Below are 21592 nucleotides of genomic sequence, written 5' to 3'. Positions count from 1 at the left end.
CCTTAGCCTTCGTCGCCGTCGACGTCGGTGTCGTCGTCGATCCGGCGGAACTCCACCTGCACCCGTCCGCGGGTCAGGTCCTGATAGTCGATCCGGCGATCGGCGCCGCCGATCTCGAGGTCTACGCCGCTCTCGTCGGCCGAGCGCACCCGGCCCTCCAGCACGGTGCCGTCTCTCAGCTCTGCCTTCACCAGCCGCTTGGCCGCGCGCCGCCAGTGGCGCGGCTCGGTCAGCGGGCGGTCGACGCCCGGCGAGGAGACCTCGAGCGTGTAGGCCGTGTCGCCCATCGCGTCGTCCTCGTCCAGGGCGGTGGAGACGGCCTGGCTCACATCGGCGACGTCGTCGAGGCTCACCCCTCCGTCGCGATCGACGATCACGCGCAGCAGCCGGCGCTTGCCGGCCTGGGTGACCGTGACGTCCTCCAAGTCGAGGCCCTCCGCGCTGACCACGGGCTCAAGGAGCTTCATCAGGTGGTCGCGGGGTGATGCGCTGCCCATATCGACCTCCCCTATTGTCAAGTCTCAGCCGGGCGGACCTCGCCACTGGCTCTCCGTCGCGCGGGCGCTCAGCCAGCGACGACAGTTGACACCCTATCTGTACGAGGGCACGGAAAGAGCGCCACTCGACGCGCGGGGAATGACGGGCCAGGCCTGACAGCGAGCGGGGGCACGAGCCCTTACGATGCTAGCTGCGGTCCGTAGTCCTGGAGGTCCCTGCCCGTGCGCCCTTCTCTCTCCCGGCGAGCCGTGCTGGCGGGCGGAGCGGCCGCGGCGGCCCTGGCCGGATGCAGCACCACGACCGGCTCCCCGCCCGCCTCACCGTCGCCGGAGCCGCCGGAGCGGGTGCTGGCCCGGCAGCTGATCGACGAGAAGGAGGCGACGATCGCCCTCTACTCCGCGCTGATCGCGGACGGCGGCGCCAAGCTGACCCCGTTCAGAGATCGTCACCAGGCCCACCTGGCCGAGCTGCGCAGGCGCTTCCCCGATGTCCCGGCCGTTCCCCCCGCCTCGGCCGCTCCCGCCGCCACTCCTTCGGCGACGGCCATGCCCAAGGTGTCGCTGTCGCGGCTGCGGACCCTCGAACGCAGGGCGGCCGCCCTGCGCACCCGGCAGCTGACCGGGGTGCCGCCGGCCATGGCCCAGCTGGTGGCCAGCATCGGCGCCTGTGAGGCGGCCCACGCCGTCGCCCTGCCGAGGTCGCTGTGAGCGACGATCTCGACAAGCTGCGCAAGGCGCTGGCGGCCGAGCACGCGGCCGTCTTCGCCTACGGTCTGATCGGTGCCCGCACGTCGGGGTCGCTGCGGGCGCTGGCCACCCGGGCGTTCGACGCCCACCGGGCCCGTCGCGACCAGCTCCGTGCGCTCATCACGGGCCGGGGCGGGCAGCCGGTGGAACCGGAGGCCTCCTATGCCCTGCCCGCGGTGCCCACGGGAGCGGCGGCCGCCGTGCGGCTCGCGGTGCACGTGGAGGCGGGCATGACGGCCGCCTACCTGGAGCTGGCGGCCGGGGAGGACGCCGCCTTGCGGAAGTACGCGGCGCTGGCCATGCAGGAGTCGGTCACCCGGTCCTACTCCTTCCGGCCCGCGATCACCGCCTTTCCCGGTTTGCCCGAGGCGACCCCGCAGCCGTCCGGCACGACGCCGGGTGGCTGACCCGGGCCGTGGCCCGGGTCAGCGGTCAGGAGCGGGTGGCGGCGAGGATGAGGTCGGCGGCCTCGGCGAGAGGGATCTCCGACTTGTCACCGGTGACCCGGTCGCGGAGCTCGACCACGCCCTGGGACAGGCCGCGGCCCACGACCACGATGGTCGGCAGCCCGAGCAGCTCGGCGTCCTTGAACTTGACCCCGGGCGACACCCCGGGCCGGTCGTCCACCAGCACGCGCAGGCCCCGGGACTCGAGCTCCGCGCCCAGCTCCAGCGCCGCCTCCACCTGGTGCTCCTTGCCGGTGCCGACGATGTGCACGTCGGCGGGGGCCACCTCGCGGGGCCACACCAGGCCGAGCGAGTCGTGCAGCTGCTCGGCGATGACGGCCACCGCTCGGGAGACGCCAATGCCGTAGGAGCCCATCGTGATGCGGATCGGCTTGCCGTCGGGGCCGAGGGCGTCGAGGCCGGCCGCGTCGGCGTACTTGCGGCCGAGCTGGAAGATGTGGCCGATCTCGATGCCGCGGTCGATGGACAGCGGCGACGCGCAGCGGGGGCAGGAGTCGCCCGCGCGCACCTCGGCGGCCTCGATCGTGCCGTCGGGGACGAAGTCGCGCCCCGCGACCACGTGGGCGGCGTGCTTGCCCGGCTGGTTGGCGCCGGTCACCCAGGAGCTGCCCGTGACGACGCGGGGGTCGACGAGATAGCGGATGCCGAGGTCGCGCAGCACCTGCGGGCCGATGTAGCCGCGCACCAGGCCGGGGTGCCGGGCGAAGTCTTCGGCCTCGAAGATCGCGGGCTCGCCGGGGGCCAGCGCGGCCTCCAGGCGCTTGAAGTCGACCTCGCGGTCACCGGGAACCCCGATGACCAGGGTCTCGACCTTGTCGGAGCCGGGCGTGGAGATCTTGACGACGACGTTCTTCAGGGTGTCGGCGGCGGTGATCGACAGGCCGTGGTGCTCGTTGACGAACGAGACCAGCGTATCGATGGTCGGCGTGTCAGGGGTGTCGAGGACCCGCTGCTCCGCCAGGCCGTCGAGGGGCGCGGCGGCGGGAGGCGTCGTGGTGACGGCCTCGGCGTTGGCCGCGTAACCGCACGAGCGGCAGGCGACGAAGGTGTCCTCGCCCGTGGGGGTCGGCGCGAGGAACTCCTCGGAGGCCGAGCCGCCCATCGCGCCGGACGTGGCGAACACGATCTTGTAGTTGATGCCCAGCCGGTCGAAGGTCTTGATGTAGGTCTCGCGGTGCTGCTCGTAGGAGTGCTTGAGACCGTCGTCGTCGAGGTCGAAGGAGTAGGAGTCCTTCATGAGGAACTCCCGGCCGCGCAGGATGCCGGCGCGGGGCCTGGCCTCGTCGCGGTATTTGTTCTGGATCTGGTAGAGCGTGACCGGATAGTCCTTGTACGAGGAGTATTCGCTCTTGACCATGTCGGTGAAGAGCTCCTCATGCGTGGGCCCGAGGAGATAGTCGGCGCCCTTGCGGTCACGCAGCCGGAAGAGCGTGTCACCGTATTCGGTCCAGCGACCGGTGGCCTCGTAGTATTCGCGGGGCAGCAGGGCGGGGAAGAGCACCTCCTGACCGCCCATCCGGTCCATCTCCTCGCGAACGACGCGGGCTACGTTCTCCAGCACCATCTTGCCGAGGGGCAGCCACGAGTAGATGCCGGGCGCCACCCGGCGGACATAGCCGGCGCGGACGAGGAGCTTGTGGCTCGGCACTTCCGCGTCTGCCGGGTCGTCCCGCAGGGTGCGAAGAAACAACGACGACATGCGCAGCAACACGGCTACTCCTTGGTCGAGCCTGGATGTGAAGGATTACAGGCTATCGACTCGGGGCGGCAGGCCGCTCCGGTTAAACGAGGAGCGGAAACCAGCCCGGCACCGGACCGGCGAGCACGAAGGCGGAGACGCCGGCCAGCGTGGCGGTGACGGCGAGCGCGCGCACGCGTCCTCGGGCGCTTCTCCGCACGACGATCACCAGGAGAACGGCCAGGGCGCCGACCACCAGGGCGGGACCCGGCCAGAACTCCCGCACGTCGCCGATGAAACCTGGTGTGGCCCGGTCGACCACGTCGGTGAGCAGCACCGCTCCCACGAGACCGGCGGCGACGTCGCCCCAGCGGTCGCGCCTGCGGGTCAGGTAGGCGAGCAGCCCGAGGCCGACCAGCATGGCGAGCGTCCAGTTGAGCCCGGCGGGGCTGTCACCGATCACGTCGAAGCTGAGGTCACCCCGGAACACGCTCCCGCCCATGGCCGCGACCAGCATGGACACGGCGGCGAGGAAGGTCGTCAGCAGTGCCCAGCCGAACCCGGACGCGGTGGCTCCCACGACCAGGGTCAGCGCGAGGTAGGCATAGGGATAGTAGATCTGCCCTACCCATCCGGGCCCCTTGCCGGACATGAGCATGCCGATCAGGCCGACGACCAGCCCGCCGAGGAAGGCCGCCAGCATGTGACGCTCGATGCCACGCTGTCGCCGGTCGTACTCGGCGAAGTCGGCATAGTCGATCGCGGTGTCGTTCATCTCCATCCCCTGGTCATCCCTGCCCCGGAAATGTCTTGGGACGACCACCCAAAGATTATGCAACCCTACAAAAAAGGCAAATTTCAGTTAACCCTTTTGACAAAGCAAGTGCTTGTTTAACATAGGGGTTCCACGCTCGGCCCGGAGCCAGGGGCGGCTAACCGCCGAGGAGTTCCTCCCACGGGTGGCGGGCGTTGGTGGCGCGGGTGGTGTCGAGCGCCTCGGCCAGCCTCCAGAACCCCGGCCGGGCTCGTACGCTCACCCTGCCCATCGGGTCGATGGCCCGCAGCACGAAGCGGACGCCCATCACGTGCAGGACGGCCGACGCGGCTCCGCCGGGGGCGTCGGCCGTGACGAGGCCGCTCATCCGCTCGCCGAGCATCGCCGCCACCTCGGAGGCGTAGGGGCCGTCGCGCCACTCCACGTGCCAGCTCCGCTCGGAGCCGCGCCACCAGGTCAGGTCGCGGCAGGACTCGATGAACTCCGCCTCGGCGGCGAGCGCGGCCATCACCCGCCCGAACGCTTCGTACCGGCGGGAGCTCGTGGGCGAAAGGTCGTCGTCCCGGGCGCCAGGGAGCGGACCATCCTTCGGCCGCCGTAGCGCGTGCTTTCGCCTCACGAACATCACTCTGATCGCGAGCGCGCCCTTCCCGCAAGGGTTTGATCCCGCCAGTCTCAACGGCCGGCCGCCCACGCTCACGGCGACCCCGGCAAGCCGGCCCTCCGCGCCGGGGCCTCCGGACTCGATTTGGCAGATCCCGATATGTCATAGGAAAGGTCAAGGCAGGGTATGGGTTCGTCGCTCGGGGCGTCCGGGGATACATCGAACACGCCGGGCCGTTACATCTGGTGGAACGCGGGCCCCGTGTTGCAGAATCGCCGGCTAAGGAGGCGACGTGACGTTGCGCGTGGCGGTCATCGGATCCGGCCCTGCCGGGATCTACACGGCCGAGGCATTGGTCAAGCAGTCCGCCGGGGCGGTCGAGGTCGACGTGCTGGAGCGCCTGCCCACCCCGTACGGGCTGGTCAGATATGGTGTCGCACCTGATCACACCTCGATCAAGTCGATCGCCAACTACCTGCGCCGCGTCCTGGAGCTGCCCGAGGTCAGATTCCTCGGCGGGCTCACCCTCGGCGCCGACGTCACGGTCGGCGACCTGCTCAGCGCATACGACGCCGTCGTCTACGCCACCGGCGCGATGGTCGATCGCAAGCTCGGCATCCCGGGCGAGGACCTTCCGGGCAGCGTGGCGGCCACCGACTTCGTCAACTGGTACTGCGGCCATCCCGACGTCGACTCCTCCAGGTTCGTCCTCGACAGCTCCGAGGTAGCGGTCATCGGCGTGGGCAACGTGGCGGTGGACGTGGTGCGGATCCTGGCCAAGACGGCCGCCGAGCTGAGCGCCACCGACGTGCCGCACGAGGTGCTCGAACGCCTGGAGGAGAGCCAGGTCAAGGCCATCCACATGATCGGCCGCCGGGGCCCCGAGCACGCCAAGTTCACCCTGAAGGAGCTGCGCGAGCTCGGCGAGCTGGCCAACGCCGACGTGTGCGTGCGGCCCGACGAGGCCGTGGTCCTCGGCGACGACTTCACCCGGCAGATCCGCGGCAACATCGACGTCCTGCGGTCCTGGGCGGCCCGCGAGCCGGCCGGCCGGCCACGCCGCCTCGACGTGCGCTTCTGGATGCGGCCCGTCGAGATCCTCGGCACCGACCGGGTGGAGGGCCTCCGGCTCGAACGCACCCGGCTGTCGCCCGAGGGCCGCGTGGTGGGCACCGGCGAGTTCGAGACGCTCCCGGTCGGCATGGTGTTGCGCTCGGTCGGCTACCAGAGCGTCCCGCTGCCGGGCGTGCCGTTCTCAGCCGAGACGATGACGGTGCCCCATGAGGCGGGCCGGGTCCGCGAGCGCGAGTACGTGGCGGGCTGGCTCAAGCGGGGCCCCACCGGCGTGATCGGCACCAACAAGTCCGACGCGGCCGAGACCGTCCGCACCCTCCTGGCCGACCTCGCCGGTCGCGAGCCGGCGCGCACCACCGACATCGGCACCCTGCTGGCCGAGCGCGGACTGCGGCCGGTCAGCTACGAGGAGTGGCTGGCCATCGAGGCGGCCGAGACCGAGCTGGCCAGGTCGCTGGGCCGGGGCGAGCGGGTCAAGCTGGCCGGCCTGGAGGCCATGCTGCGCGCCTACCGTCCTGGGGAGTGATCCGCTTCCCGGCTAGGGTGCGGGACATGCGTGTCACCGTGGGAGACGTCCCCATCGCCGGGTTCGAGGAGACCTACCGGGTCCAGCGGGCCCGCTATCCCGGCGCCGGCCCCGACCGGCAGCCGGTGCACACCGTCTACGTGCCCGCCGACCGGTTCTCCGCCGCCACGGTCGCCGACTGGGGCGGGCAGGCGCTGGCCCTGGCGCGTGCGCACCTGGCGGGTCCCGCCGAACTGGCCGAGGTGTTCGGGGTGCCCGGTGAACTGGCGTCCGCCGTACACGAGCGGGTGCTGCGCAAGCTCGGCCGCGAGCCGATCGAGGACCTGCGGATCGACTTCGAGGACGGCTACGGCGTACGTCCCGAGCAGGAGGACGGCGACGCGGAGCGGGCGGCGGTCGCGGTGGCCGAGCTGTGGGCGGCGGGGACGTTGCCTCGCCGGTGGGGCCCGCGGGTCAAGTCGTTCGCCGATGGCGACCCGGCGCGGTCGGTGCGGACCCTCGACGGGTTCGTCACCACGGTGGTCGAGCGGGCGGGCGAGCTGCCTCCAGGGTTCACGGTGACCTTCCCGAAGGTGCTGATGGAGGGCTATCTCGGGCAGTTCGCGAGTGTCCTGGAGCGGCTGGAGGCGGCTCTGGGGGTGCGGCTCCGGTTCGAGATGCAGGTGGAGGCGCCGCAGACGCTGGGGTTCCTGAGGGCGGAGCTGGCCGGGTCGCTCGGCGGCAGGCTGGCCGCGGCGCACTTCGGGGTGTTCGACTACACGGCGGCGATCGGCCTGCCGCCGCACGAGCAGCGGCTCGACCATCCGGCGTGCGACCACGCGCGGCATGTGATGCGGGTGGCGTTCGCGGACACCGGGGTCGAGCTGTCCGACGGGTCGCTGGCCGCCTCCCCCGCCTCCGGCTCGGCCGGCGACGTGCGGGCGCTGTGGCGGCGGCACGCCGAACTCGTCAGGCACTCGCTGGCGCACGGGTTCCACCAGGGGTGGGACATGCATCCCTCGCATCTGGTGAGCCGGTTCGCCACGGTCTACGCCTTCCATCTGGCGCGCTATGACTCCTACCGCGAGCGGGTGCGCGCCTGGGAGGAACGGCGCGACGCCGGTGGCGGGGTCATGGACGAGCCCGCCACCGTCAGGACCATGACCGCCGCCCTGCGGCGCGCCGACGCCGCCCTGGACGAGCCTCCGGCCGGGTGACGCTCAGTCGCGCTCGACCAGGTCGCGCCAGCGGCGGACGAGGCGCCACTCGACTGGGTCGGACCAACCGGCCCGCACCGCGGAGCCGACGTGGAAGGCCCGGATGCCGAAGTCCAGCAGGGCCGGCACGTGCGCGGCCCGGAGCCCGCCGCCGGCCAGGATGATCGAGCCGTCGCCCGCGTCGGCGCGCCCTCTGAGCACGGACAGGCCCTCGCCGACCCCGGTGGGCGAGCCCGAGGTGAGGACGGTCGCGAGGTTCGGGAGCAGGCGCACGGCGCGCCAGGAGGCCTGGATGTCGGCGGCGTGGTCGACGGCCCGGTGGAAGGTCCACGGCAAGGGCGACACGGCGTGGATGAGCGCCTCGGTGGCCGCCAGGTCGACGGCGCCCGCGCCGTCGAGGAAGCCGAAGACGAACCCGGCCGCGCCCGCCTGGGCGAGCGCCTTGGCGTCGCGGCTCAGCCGGTCGAGTACGTCGGCGCCGGCCGTGAAGGAGGCGTCGCAGCGGAGCATCACCATCTGGGGAAGCGGGCACTCCGCGGCGATCGCGGCGACCGTCTCCGGCGCGGGGGTGAGCCCGTCGGCGGCCATGTCGGCGACGACCTCCAGGCGGTCGGCGCCGCCCTGTTCGGCGGCCACGGCGTCGCGCACGTCGAGCGCGATCACCTCAAGGAGGGATCCGGTCATGCAGCAGAGGTTATAGGGTGCTCTGCACCATTTTGCATGAATGACGGTAGTAGATCCCGTCTCCACCTGGCGCCCGGTTCACCCCGGACTCCGGCGGACGCCGGGAGGTCAGACCGCGATCAGCTCGGGCACCGTGAGGTCGCGGAAGGCCGTGATGCCGACGTCCTCCGCGCGCCGCTGGAAGAGCGCGCCCGAGCTGCGGTGCGGGAGGTCGACCGTGCGCACGTGCCGGAAGCCGCGGCTGCGGTAGTAGTGCTGCAGCCCGGGGTTCCCCTTGGCGCAGTCGAGCCGCAGCCAGGGCCGCCCGGTCGCGCAGGCCCAGGTCCCGGCCCAGTCGAGCAGCGCGTCACCGAGCCCGCTGCCGGACCACTGCCGGGCCACGGCCAGCTTGTGCACGTACAGAGCGGCGCCCGGGTCATCCGCCCGGGTCCAGAACTCGGGGTCGGCGTGCTCGTCGACGGCGATCGTCGCGACGGGCGGCGCGTCCTCGTCGGGGTCGAGGTACCGGAGCTCGTCGTCCAGCAGGTACAGCACCCGTTCCTCGATCAGGGGCTCGATCCGGGCCGCGGTGAAACCGCCGCGCGGCCACTGCCGCACCCCCCGCGTGTGGAGCCACTCGGCGGTGTCGGCCAGCAGTCTCAGCACGCCCTTGAGATCGGCCGGCTCGGCCTGGCGCAGGGCGAGCGGGTGCAGGAGGAGGGTGTTCGAGAGCATGATCCATCCCTTCGTCGCATGGTGCGGTCAGTCGATTACTTACAGTGACGAGCGAGTGGCGCACTGGATAGGCTTGGGTGCGGAAGGTGACATGAACGGATAAATCGGTTTTTAGGGGAGCGCGCACTCCTCCCCAAGCCCTGCGAGGCCGGATTACTCGCAGCGGGCGGCCGGCGGGATCACCCCCAACCGAGCTCGATCAGCGGCGGTCGAGCTCGTACCTGATCAAGTGCTTGTCCGCGGGGAGCACCGACACCGCGACACGCACCGGCAAATCAGCCCTGTCGTAGCCAACTCGGACATACACCACAACTGGGGTACCGAGTTCCAATTGAAGCCTCTCAGCTTCCTCTTGGTTGGGCATACGCGCTGAAATGTCGTCAATTACTCGCATTTGCTCGTGCCCGAGCTCCTCGAGCACCCGGTTCGCGCCGCGCGCGATGTCGCCTGGCCTGGCGATTTCCGAGTTGGCGACCAGTTCGCGGGGAAAATAGGAATCATTGGTGTTGTACGGCTGCCCGTCCACGTAGCGCAGGCGCCGGCGCACCACCGCGAGCTCGCCGTCGGCCAGCTCCAGCCGGCTGGCGATCTCCTCGACGGGAGTGACGGTCAGCACCTCGATGAGCTGGCTCGGCGCCCGGCCCTCCTGCGAGACGGCGAAGGCGAAGGCCTCGCGCACCTCTCCCGTGGGCTGAGGCTCCAGCTCGCGCTGCGGATAGATGAGCAGCGGCCGGCGGTCGCGGACCACCGTGCCACGCCGGGGGGTTCGCGTCACGAGCCCCTCGTTGACGAGCTCGCCCAGCGCCAGCCGGACGGTGTTGCGGCTCACCCCGTGGTCTTCCATGAGCTGCGCCTCGGTCGGCAACTGTGCTCCGGGACCGAGGACGCCGGAGTAGATGGCTTTACGGAGTTCCGAAGCCACCTGCTGATACAGCACCGACCTTGCCACTTTCACCCCTTTTGTTCCAACAATTTAGACGATCTGGTTCTAGCAGGCCACAACCCCTTGACCGAACGACCTCGACGGTCGCATCATCCATTCGTTGGTACAAATCCATCGAAAGGCCGGTGAGGGGGTGTAGGCCGTGCTGCCAGTCCGCGCGGGTATGCCATACCTGCCCTGGCATGACCCACACGATGCAACACGTTTACTGCGTTACGCGTCGCATCGCCAGGGGTTCAGCCACACCCACCAGAGCAATGGTCGTGGCACGTTCGTGCACTCCGTGCCGACCGAGCCGACCGTGTGGTGCGAAAACTGTCCCGTTGCCTGGAACGAGGAGGGGTTCGGCGATACGCACCGCATCGGCGTCCCGGCAGGCACAGCACGACGCATCGCCGCACGTTACCGGCAGGCGGAGTCTCCCCGCTCCCTCACCGACTCCGTGCGCGAACCAACGGCCCAGGACTCCATCCCTCGCCGGAGTCCTGGCGTCACCGCGCATGGGGCAGGAAGCGCGCCCTGGCGGGTCCCCCACGCCCGCCAGGGCGCGCGATCCTCTCCCCGGCATCCGTGGGCGTCCAGCCGGCCCGCGTGAGCCCCTCCCCCCGTGGCCGCGCTCGGCGGCGGCGACGCCCGTCGGCGTGACCGGCGCGGACGTCTCAGCGCCACGCCCCTGAACAGGTCGCCAAAGGGTGGGCGAGAGCAGTCGGGCGGCTTACCGTCCAGATATGCTCACACGCTCCACGTACCTGCTCGACGTGCTGATGACGGAGTTCGGCGACTCGATCAAGAGCGACCCGGCGGCTTTCAGACGGAAATTTCGGAAGATGGCGGCCTCGCCGTTCGCGTTCTACCGGGGCAGCGCCTGCCTGTTCTACGCCGACCTGACCGATGCGTTCGCGGACCCGTCCTACCTCGACCCGGTGACCAGCCGGGTGTGGATCCACGGCGACCTGCACGCGGAGAACTTCGGCACCTACATGAACGCCTCCGGTGTCCTGGTGTTCAACGTCAACGACTTCGACGAGGCGTACGTCGGGCCCTACACCTGGGACCTCAAGCGGTTCGCGGCGAGCGTGGCGCTGATGGGCTACGCCAAGGCACTGTCCGACGACGTGATCGGCGCGCTCGTGGCCGGGTTCGGCACCGCGTACCTGGCCGAGCTGACCGGGATCGCGCACGGCGGGGACGACGCGATCGGGTCGCTCACCATCGACACCACGGCCGGCGTGCTGCACCGCGTGCTGCAGACCGCCCGGCTGAGCACCCGGGTGGCGATGCTGGACGTGGAGACCGTGATCGACGCCTACGACCGGCGCTTCGCGATCATGGAGGGGCGTGAACCGGTCGACCGGGCGACCCGCTCGGCCGTGCTGGCGGCGTTCGACGACTACCTCACGACGCTGCCGGGGCAGTCCAACCCGGTCGAGCACGTCATCAAGGACGTGGCGCTGCGCAAGGGGGTGGGCATCGGGTCGGCCGGGCTGCCCTCGTACAACCTGCTGCTGGAGGGGCGCTCGCAGGCGCTGGAGAACGACGTGATCCTCTACATGAAGCAGGCGCAGGTGCCGGCGGTGGCGCGGCACATCACGGACGAGAAGGTGTCTGGATATTTCCGGCACCAGGGGCATCGCACCGCCGAGTCCCAGCGGGCGTTGCAGGCCTACGCCGACCCGTGGCTCGGCTACACGACACTCAACGGCGTCGGCCAGCTCGTGGCCGAGGTCTCGCCCTACTCCGCCGACCTCGACTGGGACGACGTCAACGAGCCCGACGAGCTCCAGTCGATCATGCGGGATCTCGGGCGGGCGGTGGCGCGCATGCACGCGGTGGCCGACGACGAGTCGAGCCACGACCTGGTGGACTTCTCGACGGAGGAGTCGATCGTGGCGGTGGTCCAGGACGACAAGTCCGGCTTTATCGCGATGCTGGTGGACTTCGCGCATCGGTACGGGGCCCAGGCCCGGGAAGACCATCAGACGTTCGTCGACCTGTTCCGCAACGGCCGCCTCCCCGGAGTGTGACGGCCGAGCGGGGTCGATTCAGCGCACCTCCGCGGGCTGCCGGGCCTGCGGGTGAAGGATTCCGGCTAGCGACCGACCAGTCGGTATGGCATGCTCCCGAACATGACTCTGTTCTCGGTGGAAGGCAAGACCGTCGTCGTCACCGGTGGATCGCGGGGCATCGGGCGCATGATCGCGGCCGGGTTCGTCGAGGCCGGCGCGACCGTCTACATCTCCGCACGCAAGATGCCCGAGGTCGAGAAGACCGCCGCCGAGCTCGGCTGTGTCGGCGTGCCCGCCGACCTGTCCACGCCCGAGGGCGTGGCCGCGCTCGTGGCGGCCGTGGACGGTCCCCTGCACGTGCTGGTCAACAACGCGGGCGCCACCTGGGGCGCGCCGCTGGAGGAATATCCCGAGCACGCCTTCGACAAGCTCTGGAACATCAACGTCAAGGGCGTCTTCTACCTGACCCAGAAGTTCCTGCCACAGCTGCGGGCCGCCGCGAGCGCCGACGACCCGGCCCGGGTGGTCAACGTGGGGTCCATCGACGGCATCAGGGTGCCGTCGATGGAGAACTACGCCTACTCGGCCGCCAAGTCGGGCGTGCACATGCTGACCCGGCACCTGGCCAGACAGCTCGCGCCCGAGCACATCACGGTCAACGCGATCGCGCCCGGACCGTTCCCGTCGAAGATGATGGCCTTCGCGCTGGATGACCCGGCGACCCGCGAACTCGTCTCGTCGAGCGTGCCACTCGGCCGTATCGGCCGCCCCGACGACATGGCCGGGGCGGCGATCTTCCTCTCCTCGCGGGCCGGCGCCTACCTCACCGGGACGATCATCCCGGTGGACGGCGGCATCTCCTGCTGACGAACGCGGCGAACATTCAGGCCGGCGTGTTCAGGGCCGGCACGTTCAGGGTCAGGACTCCCGTAGACCCACTCGTTCAGATCAGTTCGCGCAGCGCCCTCGCGAGGTTGCCCGGGGCGCTGGGCTCATAGCGCAGGAACAGGTAGGGCTCGGTCAGCTCCACCTCGATCACCACGGGGCTGCCGTCGGGAAGCCGGACCAGGTCGATCCGCGCGTACAGAAGGGCTTGGGGGATGGCGGCAAGCACCTTCTCGGCGAGCTCGACCTGGTCCGGTGCTGGGGTGCGCGGCTCCGCCCTGACGTGGTCCGCGCCTGACCTCCCCGGTGACAGCATCGGAGTGCGCCGGACCGCGTGACTGAACCGGCGGTTGAAGTAGAGGAGTGAGGTCTCGCCCTCGGACTCGACCATGTCGAGGTAGGGCTGGACCATGGGGGTGCGGCCGCCGGTCTGGAGCAGGGCGGCGTGGGCCTCGGCCCGGGCCCGGTCGGTGGTCCTGATCGTGTCGCGGGCGCCCGCCGAGATCGCGGGCTTGACCACGTAGTCGGGCCAGACCGGCAGGTGCTCGGCCGACCAGTGGGTGGGCACGATCGGCACGCCCAGGTCGCGCAGGTAGGTCTTGTCGGTATTGGACTCGAGGACCGAGGCCGGGTTGAGCAGCAGGGTCCGGCTCTCCACCTGGCGCGCCCAGGCCAGGAAGCCGGCCCGGCGATCGAGATAGTCCCAGACCGAACGGACCACCACGGCGTCGTAGGCGCTCCAGTCGACCGCGGGGTCGTCCCAGCGCTCGGCACGGCCGTCGAGGCCCGCCTCCCGCCAGGCGGCCAGGGCCGGCTCAAGCTCGTCATCATGGTCGTCACGGTCGTCGAATGTCACATATGCGCAGGTAGTCATCCGGGTGATGCTAACCGCAGCGGAAGGCGAGCCGCATCGGGCCTGGCGCCCGCACCGGATCCGCGACCTGCCGACCACGTCAGCCCCTCCGCTCACATCCACCGCCGCCTTGACCAAAGGTCAGTCCGTAAATCAAGGTCATGGCGATCCTATAACCAACCGTTGAACTTCGATCACCATACGTGACCAGAATATTGTTCGATCATCTGATCGCTGACAGAGGATGTCAGCAGGGCGCCCCTAGGGTCGGGCGCATGATCTATGAGCTACGCCAGTACACGTTGCGGCCTGGACGACGTGAGACCTTGATCGAGCTGTTCGAGAGGGAGTTCGTCGAGTCTCAGGAAGAGGCGGGCATGGGGGTGGTCGCCCAGTTCCGCGACCTGGATGCACCCGACATGTTCTCCTGGATACGGAAATTTCCGGACATGGAGTCTCGGCGCTTGGCCCTCAGCACCTTCTACGGCGGCCCCATCTGGAAGGCGAACCGCGACGCGGCCAACGACACCATGATCGACTCTGACAACGTCCTGCTCCTGCGTCCCGCGGGCGGATCCGCCGACCCGTTCCCGGCCACCGACCGGCCGCCCGTCGGCGCCACCGCCCTGCCGTCCTCACGCTACGTGGCCACGATCTACCACGTCGGCGAGGGCTTCTCCGCCTTCTTCGCCGACCACGTCCGGCCCGTGCTGAACGAGGCCGGGGTGCCGCCGGTCGCCTGCCTTGAGAGCGAGCACGCGGCCAACACCTTCTCCGCCCTGCCGGTGCGCACCGGCGAGAACGTGTTCGTGTGGTTCGCCCGCTTCGACCGGCCCGAGGACGAGTGTGACGTGCCGCTGCCCATGCTGGAGGGCCGGCTGACCGCCCCGCCGCAGCGCCTGCGCCTCGCCCCCACGGCCCGCTCCGCCCTGCGCTGACCACGGAGCCGCCGCCCCGGCCAGGACTAGATCACGGTGACGCCCCGGGCAGGGCTCAGACCACGCTGACGCCGCAGCCAGGGCTCAGACCACGCTGACGGCCCGGCCAGGGCTCAGATCACAGTGATGCCGCGGACGGCGAGAATGGCGGCGGCCTGGGCGTGGTTGATCGTGCCGCCCGCGAGGGCCCGGACGCGGTCGTCGTCGCAGTCGCCGAGGTCGGCGCCGCGCAGGTCGGCCTTGGCGAAGACGGTCTTCAGCAGCCTCGCGCCACGCAGCCGGGAGTCGCTGAACGTGGCCCCCGTGAAGTCGCACCCCGACAGGTCGGCGTCGTCGAAGCGGACGCCCTCGATGAACTCGCCGCGCAGCGAGCAGCCGCCGAGGTTGGCCATGGTCAGGTTGGAGCCGCTGACCTTGAAGCCGGTGCCCCGGGAGCCGGTGAGCGACGCGCCGATCAGCCGGCAGCCGGTGAAGGAGACGTCGGTCAGCAGCGCCCCGCCGAACTGTGCGGCGGACAGGTCGACGTCGGTGAACGTCACGTCGACGAGGTCGGCGTCGACGAACCTGATCCCCATCCCGCCGCCGCCCGTGAAGGAGGCTCCGTCGAGGTCCGCCTTGCGGAAGTCGGTCTGCTCCAGCACACACGACTCGAAGCGCGCGCCGGCCAGCGAGGCGCCCCACAGGTCGGTCTCGGTGAGGTCGCAGGAGCGGAAGGTGTGGGTCTCGTCCGGCCCCAGCCGATCGGCCAGGGAGGCGTGGGAGAGGTCTTCGCCGTCGAAGTTCACGGTCTCAGAGGCTACCGGTGATCACCTCCGCGGCCGCCAGGCCGCACACGGGGGCGGAGCCGTACGTGGCGATGTGCACGGCGCCGAGGTCGGAGCGTTCGGGCAGGCCCATCTCGACCACCACGGCGTCCGGGCGGGCGCTGAGCAGGTGGCGCAGCGCCTCGGCCTGCCAGGAGTGGCGGTGCGCGTCGCGGACCGCGATCGCCAGCGGCCGGCCGGCGGCCTCGCCGATCAGCCGCTCGATCTCGGCGCCCGTCGCCTGGCCCGCCGTGAGCCTGGTGACGTGGGTGCCGGGCAACAGCCGCCGGAGCGGCTCCCCCACGCCCCACGGGGTGCGTCCGTCGATGGCCAGGTTCATCTCGGGGGCCAGCTCGATCACCCGCGCCGGGCCGGTGAACGGCAGCACGGCGGCCGTCGACCTGCGGGTGACCCTGATCGCGCGGCGGGCGGCGGCGAGACCGAGACGGCCGTCCCGGTCCACGACGCGGCCCGAACCGCCCGAGGAGGTGGTCCAGGCGGCCAGCTCGCGGACCCTGCGAGCGGCGTCGGCCAGACGCTCCTCGGGCAGCAGCCCCTGGGTGACGGCGGCGGCGATAGCGTCGCGCACCTCGGTGGCGGTCGCCTCGCCGGCCCGCTCGCCGCCGACGCAGATGGCGTCGGCCCCGGCGGCGATGGCGCGGGCGGACGCGCCGCCGATGCCGTGCCTGCCCGAGACCGCCGCCATCTCGATCCCGTCGGTGACGATCACGCCGTCGAAGCCGAGCTCCTCACGGAGCAGGCCGGTGAGCACCTTGGGGCTGAGCGTGGCGGGCAGCCCGGCGTCGTACGCGGGCACCAGCAGGTGGCCGGTCATGATCGCTCTGACGCCTTCCCTGATCGCCTCCCGGAACGGGTGCAGTGCGTCCTCGATCCCGCCGGTGGAGACGACCGGCACGCCGTGGTGGGAGTCGACCGAGGTGTCGCCGTGGCCGGGGAAGTGCTTGGCGCAGGCGGCCACGCCGGCCGACTGGAGGCCGCGGACGAACGCCCTGGTGTGCCGGGCGACGAGCACCGGGTCGGCGCCGAAGGCGCGCAGGCCGATGACGGGGTTGTCCGGGTTGGAGTTCACGTCGGCGGAAGGGGCGAAGTCGATGGTGATCCCGGCCGCGGCCAGTTCGTCGCCCAGGTCCCTGGCCAGCGCCTCGGTGAGCGCCACGTCGTCCACGACGCCGAGGGCGTGGCCACCGGGGCGGCTGCTGCCGGTGGCCACCTCCAGCCTGGTCACCTCGCCCGTCTCCTCATCGGTGCCGACCAGCGCGCCGGGGTTCTCCGCCCGGAGCGCGGCCGTCAGGTCCGCCACCTGGGCGGGGCCGGTGATGTTGCGGGAGAACAGAACGACGCCGGCCAGCCCGTCGCCGAGCCGCCGGCGGAGCCAGTCGGGAGGCGTCGTCCCCTCGAAGCCGGGGAGGAGCACGGCGTCGGCCAGGCGAAGGAGGTCACCGCTCGTGGGCATGCCTCGCAATCTAATAGGAAAGTTTCCTATTTGCTAGAGCCCGGCCGCTTCCGGTCCGGCGGCCACATTTAGCAAGCGCTTGGTCGCATCGAGAACACCGGGTGAGCTGGAACACTTCGGTGAACAAGCGATTGTGCGAGGGCTCATAATGGAAACGTGACCACGCGAAAGAACTCCGGCTCCGCCACCACGAAGCGCCGGCGCGCGAGCTCGACGGGACCGGCCTCCGAGCGGCGTGACCATCTCGTCAAGCTGGCCGCGGAGCTCTTCGCCCGCAAGGGCTTCCAGGCCACGACCGTGCGCAACATCGCCGACGAGGCCGGCATTCTGTCCGGGAGCCTCTACCACCACTTCGACTCCAAGGAGTCGATCGTGGACGAGGTGCTGTCGACCTTCCTCGATGATCTCATCGCCCGCTACCGCACCGCGCTCGAGTCGGGCTCCGACCCGCGCACCGTGCTGTCGGAGATGGTACGCATCGGCTTCGGCACCCTTGAGCCCCACCGTGCCGCGATCACCGTGATGCAGAACGACTGGAACTACCTGCGTCAGTTCGAGCGGTTCAACTACCTGGTCAAGGCCGAGGACGAAGTCGAGCAGATGTGGGTCGCGCAGATCAAGGCGGGCCAGGCGGCCGGGCAGTTCCGGGCCGACGTCGACGCCAAGCTGACCTACCGGATGATCCGCGACACGATCTGGGTCGCGGTTCGCTGGTTCCGCCCGGGTGGGCGGCTCAACACGACCGGGCTGGCCGAGCACTACATCACCGTGCTCTTCGACGGCCTGGCCACCGGCGAGCGGACCAGCCAGCGGGCATGAGCCTCGGTGATGCGGTGCGGTCGGCACTGCGAGAGGCGGCGGAGCCCGGCAAGGCCGCCGCGATGCAGGCGTACATGAAGTCCACGATGCCCTTCCTCGGCGTGCAGGCCGTGCCTAGGCGGGCGGCGCTCAGGCAGGTGTTCGCCGGCCGGCGCATCGCCACCGCGCCCGAGTGGCGCCGGGCGGTGCTGGAGCTGTGGCGCGAGGCCGAATACCGCGAGGAGCGCTACGCGGCCGTCGAGCTGAGCGGTCATCGCCACTACCGCGAGTTCCAGACCCTCTACACGGTGCCGATGTACGAGGAGATGATCGTCACGGGCGCCTGGTGGGACCTGGTCGACGAACTGGCCACCCATCGGATCGGCGGGCTGCTGACCGCCTTCCCCGACACCATGCGGCCGATGCTGCTGGAGTGGGCGCACGACCGCGACCTGTGGAAGCGGCGCACCGCGATCCTGAGCCAGAACCGCTTCAAGGCCCGCACCGACACCGCGCTGCTCTACGCGTGCATCGAGCCGAGCCTGTCCGACAACGACTTCTTCGCCCGCAAGGCGATCGGCTGGGCGCTGCGCGAGTACGCCAAGACCGACCCGGGTGAGGTGGTCCGCTACGTGCGGGCCAAGGGCATCTCGGGGCTGAGCCGGCGCGAGGCGCTGAAGAACGTGCCCATCACCTAAGCCGCGAGGCGCTGAAGAAGCGTGCCGTCACCTAGTCCACAACGCGTCCTGCACGGCCTGTACGAGCGCCATCAGCTCGGGGGTGACGCGCTCCCTCGACCAGGCCAGCGCGTAGGTGAGGCGCAGGTCGCCCGCGTCGAACGGGACGAACCGGATGTCGTCGCGGCGCACGGCCCTGACCAGCAGCTGCGGGGTCGGCAGCAGCCCGGCGCCCGCGGCCACGAGGTCGAGCGCGGCGCCGAAATCGTCGTCGGCGACCACGCGCGGCCGGCCGGGCAGCCCGGTCCACGACCTGCCCGGGGTCAGCAGCACCTGTCCCGCCAGGTCGTCCGGCGCGACGCGGGCTCTGGCCCACAGCGGGTGCCCGGCCGGGACGGCCAGGTGGTCGACCGAGATGTGGAACCTGGCCGCCGTGACGAACGACGCGGGCGCCGGGGTGGCCAGGATGGCGGCCGACACCTCCCCGCGCGTCAGGGCGGCCGAGGCGGCCCCTCTTCCGGCCGGGCGCAGCTCCACGCCGATGGCCGGAGTGCGGCCGGCCAGCCGCCTGGCGATGCGGGCGGCGAGCGGGCCGATGAGCGATGGATAAGCGAGATGAATGAGTGGCCGGGTCAGCCGGGCCGCCTCCGAGGTGAACTCGGCCGCCGACTCCAGCAGCCGGTCGGCGTACGGCAGCAGGGCCTTGCCCTCGGCCGTGAGCCGCACCAGGCGGGCGGTCCGCTCGAACAGCCGGACGCCGGTGGCTCGTTCGAGCCGGGAGACGGCCTGGCTGACGGCCGGTTGCGACATGCCCAGGTCGGCGGCGGCGCGCGAGAAGCTGAGCCGGGCGGCCACGCCGGCGAAGCACTGGATCTCCCTGAGCATAAGCGTCACGAATAGATGATGCCCGAGCTCGACGAGGCCGTGCAGGATGCCTCCGATCCACCGCCTATCGAGGGAGCATCACGATGTCCCGTTCACCGTCCCGTTTTCCGCGCTCCACCGTGCTCGGCTATCCGCGGATCGGCCCGCGCAGGGAGCTGAAGCGGGCCCTGGAGGCCTACTGGGACGGCCGTGGCAGCCGCGCGGAGCTGGAGGCGGCAGGGGCCGCGATCCGCGAGGGGACCTGGACCCGGCTCGCCGAGCTGGGGCTGGAGGGGCTGCCGTCCAACACGTTCTCGCTCTACGACCAGGTGCTGGACACGGCGGTGCTGCTCGGCGCGGTGCCGGAGCGTTATCGGGCGGCCGAGGACCCCTACTTCGCCATGGCCCGGGGCACCGACGGGCTGGCGCCACTGCGGATGACGAAGTGGTTCGACACGAACTACCACTACATCGTGCCGGAGGTCGGGCCGGACACCGTGTTCGAGCTGGACGCCGCCAAGCCGCTCGCCGAGCTGCGGCAGGCCCGCGAGCTGGGGTTCGAGACGCGACCGGTGGTCATCGGGCCCGTGACGTTCCTGCTGCTGGCCTCCGCGCTGGACCGCCTCGACGACGTGCTGGCCTGCTATGAGGAGCTGCTCGCCGTGCTCGCCGCCGAGAGGGTCACGTGGGTGCAGTTCGACGAGCCGGCGCTGGTCGCGGACCGGACCCCCGAGGAGCTGGCCGCCGTACGGACCGCCTACGAGCGGCTCGGAGCGCGGAGCGCCCGGCCGGGGCTGTTCGTCGCCTCCTACTTCGGCCACCTGGGCGAGGCGCTGCCGGTCCTCGCGGCCACCCCGGTGGAGGCGATCGGGGTGGACCTGGTGCGTGGCGGCCTGGACGGGCTGGCGGCACTGGCGGGCAAGACGGTGGTCGCGGGCGTGGTGTCCGGCCGCGACGTGTGGCGGACCGCCCCGGAGCGGGCCGCGCACGCCCTGCGCGCCGTACGGGAGCAGGCCGGGCAGGTGGTGGTCAGCACTTCCTGTTCGCTCCTGCACGTGCCGTACGACGTGGAGGCCGAGCCGGACCTGGACTCCGGGCTGAAGGCGCGGCTGGCGTTCGCCGAGCAGAAGGTCGCCGAGGTGGTGGAGCTGGCGCGGTCCGGCTTCGAGGACGGGGACCAGCTCGCGCGGCCCCGGCCGCACGCCGGAGCGCTGTCGCGGCCACCCGCCGAGCCGCACTCCGAGCCGGTGTCCCGGCCGCACTCCGAGCCGTTCTCCGGGCCGCGCTCCGGGCCGTTGTCGCAGCCGGTCGTGGCCGGCGAGCGCGCGCCGTACGCCGTGCGGGCCGTGGCGCAGGCCGCGCACCTGCGGCTGCCCCTGCTGCCGACCACCACCATCGGGTCGTTCCCGCAGACCGGCGAGCTGCGCGAGGCCCGCGCCGCCGCGGTGGCGGGCAGGCTGAGCGCCGCGGACTACGAGCGGCGGGTGGAGGGCGAGATCGAGCGGGTCATCCGGGTCCAGGAGCGGCTCGGGCTCGACGTCCTCGTGCACGGCGAGCCGGAGCGCAACGACATGGTCCAGTACTTCGCCGAGCACCTCGACGGCTTCGCGGTCACCAGGAACGGCTGGGTCCAGTCGTATGGCTCCCGCTGCACCCGGCCGCCGATCCTGCACGGCGACGTGAGCCGTCCCGAGCCCATCACCGTACGGTGGGCCCGCCACGCGCGCTCGCTCACGGACCGGCCGGTGAAGGGCATGCTCACCGGGCCGGTGACGATCGTCGCCTGGTCGTTCACGCGGGACGACCTGCCGCTGCGCGACGTGGTGTTCCAGGTGGCCGACGCGGTGCGGGAGGAGGTGCGCGACCTGGAGGCGGCCGGCGTCCCGATCATCCAGGTGGACGAGCCCGCGCTGCGTGAGCTGCTGCCGTTGCGCGAGGCCGCGCGGGCCGGCTACCTGGAGTGGGCCGTGGCGGCCTACCGGCGGGCCACCTCCGGCGCGGGCGACCGCACCCAGATCCACACACACCTGTGCTATTCCGACGCCGACCAGATCCTCGACGCCATCGACGGCCTCGACGCCGACGTCACCACGATCGAGTCGGCCCGCTCGGGGGCCCGGCTGCTCGGCTCGGTCGGCGCTTTCGAGCGCGGCCTCGGCCCCGGTGTCTACGACATCCACTCGCCGCGGGTGCCCGGCGCCGACGAGGTCGAGCGGCTGCTGCGCGAGGCGCTGCGGACGCTGCCGGCCGAGCGGGTCTGGGTCAACCCGGACTGCGGGCTGAAGACGCGGACGTACGAGCAGGTCGAGGCCGCGCTGGCCAACATGGCCACCGCCACGCGGCGGCTGCGCGCCGAGCTCGCTGGCACGGGCCGCTGAGCGGGCGGCAC

At 71.2% G+C, this 21592-nt stretch carries 21 protein-coding genes; 10 read left to right on the top strand and 11 right to left on the bottom strand.

Annotated elements, in window-relative coordinates; genetic code table 11:
* Nucleotides 1–2: 2 nt before the first annotated feature.
* Entirely contained in the window at nt 3–497 is a 495-nt protein-coding gene (gene rimP / locus AB0I38_RS05850) for a ribosome maturation factor RimP (protein WP_358462582.1), read from the bottom strand.
* A gap of 222 nt (nt 498–719) precedes the next feature.
* Between rimP and AB0I38_RS05845 the strand changes: the two genes are divergently transcribed.
* Nucleotides 720–1205, top strand: a complete 486-nt coding sequence (locus tag AB0I38_RS05845) for a hypothetical protein (RefSeq protein ID WP_358462579.1) — start codon at nt 720–722, stop codon at nt 1203–1205.
* A complete protein-coding gene (locus AB0I38_RS05840) occupies nt 1202–1651 on the top strand; it encodes a ferritin-like domain-containing protein (RefSeq protein WP_358462576.1) in 450 nt (149 codons plus the stop codon). The genes AB0I38_RS05845 and AB0I38_RS05840 overlap by 4 nt, the downstream gene beginning before the upstream one ends.
* Nucleotides 1652–1676: 25 nt before the next feature.
* On the opposite strand, the gene AB0I38_RS05835 is transcribed toward AB0I38_RS05840, so the two are convergent.
* The 3 genes from AB0I38_RS05835 to AB0I38_RS05825 all read right to left on the bottom strand — a co-directional run bounded on the left by AB0I38_RS05835 (nt 1677) and on the right by AB0I38_RS05825 (nt 4789).
* A complete protein-coding gene (locus AB0I38_RS05835; RefSeq protein WP_358462573.1) occupies nt 1677–3422 on the bottom strand; it encodes a proline--tRNA ligase in 1746 nt (581 codons plus the stop codon).
* Nucleotides 3423–3492: 70 nt separating this feature from the next.
* A complete protein-coding gene (locus AB0I38_RS05830; RefSeq protein ID WP_358462570.1) occupies nt 3493–4164 on the bottom strand; it encodes a hypothetical protein in 672 nt (223 codons plus the stop codon).
* Nucleotides 4165–4321: 157 nt separating this feature from the next.
* Nucleotides 4322–4789: a hypothetical protein gene (locus tag AB0I38_RS05825; RefSeq protein WP_358462567.1), complete on the bottom strand. Its 468-nt coding sequence runs from the start codon at nt 4787–4789 to the stop codon at nt 4322–4324.
* Between the two features lie 271 nt (nt 4790–5060).
* On the opposite strand from AB0I38_RS05825, the gene AB0I38_RS05820 reads away from it, so the two are divergent.
* Nucleotides 5061–6368 carry an FAD-dependent oxidoreductase gene (locus AB0I38_RS05820; protein ID WP_358462564.1) on the top strand — a complete coding sequence of 436 codons (1308 nt, stop codon included), beginning with the start codon at nt 5061–5063 and terminating at the stop codon, nt 6366–6368.
* 26 nt (nt 6369–6394) lie between these two features.
* On the top strand, nt 6395–7564 hold the full coding sequence (locus tag AB0I38_RS05815) for a DUF6986 family protein (protein ID WP_358462561.1): 1170 nt from the start codon (nt 6395–6397) through the stop codon (nt 7562–7564).
* A gap of 3 nt (nt 7565–7567) precedes the next feature.
* Here AB0I38_RS05815 and AB0I38_RS05810 read toward each other — a convergent pair whose 3' ends face one another.
* The 3 genes from AB0I38_RS05810 to AB0I38_RS05800 form a co-directional block, all read right to left on the bottom strand.
* Nucleotides 7568–8248 (bottom strand): copper homeostasis protein CutC, encoded by a 681-nt coding sequence (locus AB0I38_RS05810; RefSeq protein ID WP_358462558.1) that lies wholly within the window; start codon nt 8246–8248, stop codon nt 7568–7570.
* 108 nt (nt 8249–8356) lie between these two features.
* Nucleotides 8357–8962 carry a GNAT family N-acetyltransferase gene (locus tag AB0I38_RS05805; RefSeq protein WP_358462555.1) on the bottom strand — a complete coding sequence of 202 codons (606 nt, stop codon included), beginning with the start codon at nt 8960–8962 and terminating at the stop codon, nt 8357–8359.
* 199 nt (nt 8963–9161) lie between these two features.
* Nucleotides 9162–9911: a GntR family transcriptional regulator gene (locus AB0I38_RS05800; protein ID WP_358462552.1), complete on the bottom strand. Its 750-nt coding sequence runs from the start codon at nt 9909–9911 to the stop codon at nt 9162–9164.
* A 722-nt stretch (nt 9912–10633) separates the two neighbouring features.
* On the opposite strand from AB0I38_RS05800, the gene AB0I38_RS05795 reads away from it, so the two are divergent.
* A complete protein-coding gene (locus AB0I38_RS05795; RefSeq protein ID WP_358462549.1) occupies nt 10634–11929 on the top strand; it encodes a DUF2252 domain-containing protein in 1296 nt (431 codons plus the stop codon).
* A 102-nt stretch (nt 11930–12031) separates the two neighbouring features.
* A complete protein-coding gene (locus AB0I38_RS05790; protein WP_358462546.1) occupies nt 12032–12778 on the top strand; it encodes an SDR family oxidoreductase in 747 nt (248 codons plus the stop codon).
* A gap of 76 nt (nt 12779–12854) precedes the next feature.
* Here the strand turns inward: AB0I38_RS05790 and AB0I38_RS05785 are convergent, their stop codons facing one another.
* Entirely contained in the window at nt 12855–13670 is an 816-nt protein-coding gene (locus AB0I38_RS05785; protein ID WP_358462543.1) for an ATP-grasp domain-containing protein, read from the bottom strand.
* Between the two features lie 254 nt (nt 13671–13924).
* Here AB0I38_RS05785 and AB0I38_RS05780 point away from each other — a divergent pair, with 254 nt between their 5' ends.
* Complete coding sequence (locus tag AB0I38_RS05780; RefSeq protein WP_358462540.1) at nt 13925–14587, top strand: NIPSNAP family protein; 663 nt, start codon at nt 13925–13927, stop codon at nt 14585–14587.
* Nucleotides 14588–14700: 113 nt separating this feature from the next.
* On the opposite strand, the gene AB0I38_RS05775 is transcribed toward AB0I38_RS05780, so the two are convergent.
* Both AB0I38_RS05775 and AB0I38_RS05770 read right to left on the bottom strand, forming a co-directional pair.
* Nucleotides 14701–15372 carry a pentapeptide repeat-containing protein gene (locus AB0I38_RS05775; RefSeq protein WP_358462537.1) on the bottom strand — a complete coding sequence of 224 codons (672 nt, stop codon included), beginning with the start codon at nt 15370–15372 and terminating at the stop codon, nt 14701–14703.
* A 4-nt stretch (nt 15373–15376) separates the two neighbouring features.
* Nucleotides 15377–16864, bottom strand: a complete 1488-nt coding sequence (locus AB0I38_RS05770; RefSeq protein ID WP_358462534.1) for a glycoside hydrolase family 3 protein — start codon at nt 16862–16864, stop codon at nt 15377–15379.
* Nucleotides 16865–17020: 156 nt separating this feature from the next.
* On the opposite strand from AB0I38_RS05770, the gene AB0I38_RS05765 reads away from it, so the two are divergent.
* Both AB0I38_RS05765 and AB0I38_RS05760 read left to right on the top strand, forming a co-directional pair.
* Nucleotides 17021–17683 carry a TetR/AcrR family transcriptional regulator gene (locus tag AB0I38_RS05765; RefSeq protein ID WP_358462531.1) on the top strand — a complete coding sequence of 221 codons (663 nt, stop codon included), beginning with the start codon at nt 17021–17023 and terminating at the stop codon, nt 17681–17683.
* Nucleotides 17680–18360: a DNA alkylation repair protein gene (locus AB0I38_RS05760; protein WP_358462528.1), complete on the top strand. Its 681-nt coding sequence runs from the start codon at nt 17680–17682 to the stop codon at nt 18358–18360. Before AB0I38_RS05765 ends, AB0I38_RS05760 begins: the two co-directional genes overlap by 4 nt.
* A gap of 27 nt (nt 18361–18387) precedes the next feature.
* Here AB0I38_RS05760 and AB0I38_RS05755 read toward each other — a convergent pair whose 3' ends face one another.
* A complete protein-coding gene (locus AB0I38_RS05755; RefSeq protein WP_358463229.1) occupies nt 18388–19224 on the bottom strand; it encodes a LysR family transcriptional regulator in 837 nt (278 codons plus the stop codon).
* Between the two features lie 83 nt (nt 19225–19307).
* On the opposite strand from AB0I38_RS05755, the gene metE reads away from it, so the two are divergent.
* Nucleotides 19308–21581, top strand: a complete 2274-nt coding sequence (gene metE / locus AB0I38_RS05750) for a 5-methyltetrahydropteroyltriglutamate--homocysteine S-methyltransferase (RefSeq protein ID WP_358462525.1) — start codon at nt 19308–19310, stop codon at nt 21579–21581.
* Nucleotides 21582–21592: the final 11 nt, after the last annotated feature.

Origin of the sequence: Nonomuraea cavernae (genome assembly GCF_040655715.1) — a bacterium.
In the GTDB taxonomy this organism is placed as follows: Bacteria; Actinomycetota; Actinomycetes; order Streptosporangiales; family Streptosporangiaceae; genus Nonomuraea; species Nonomuraea cavernae_A.
This window is presented reverse-complemented; position numbering and strand designations above follow the sequence as displayed.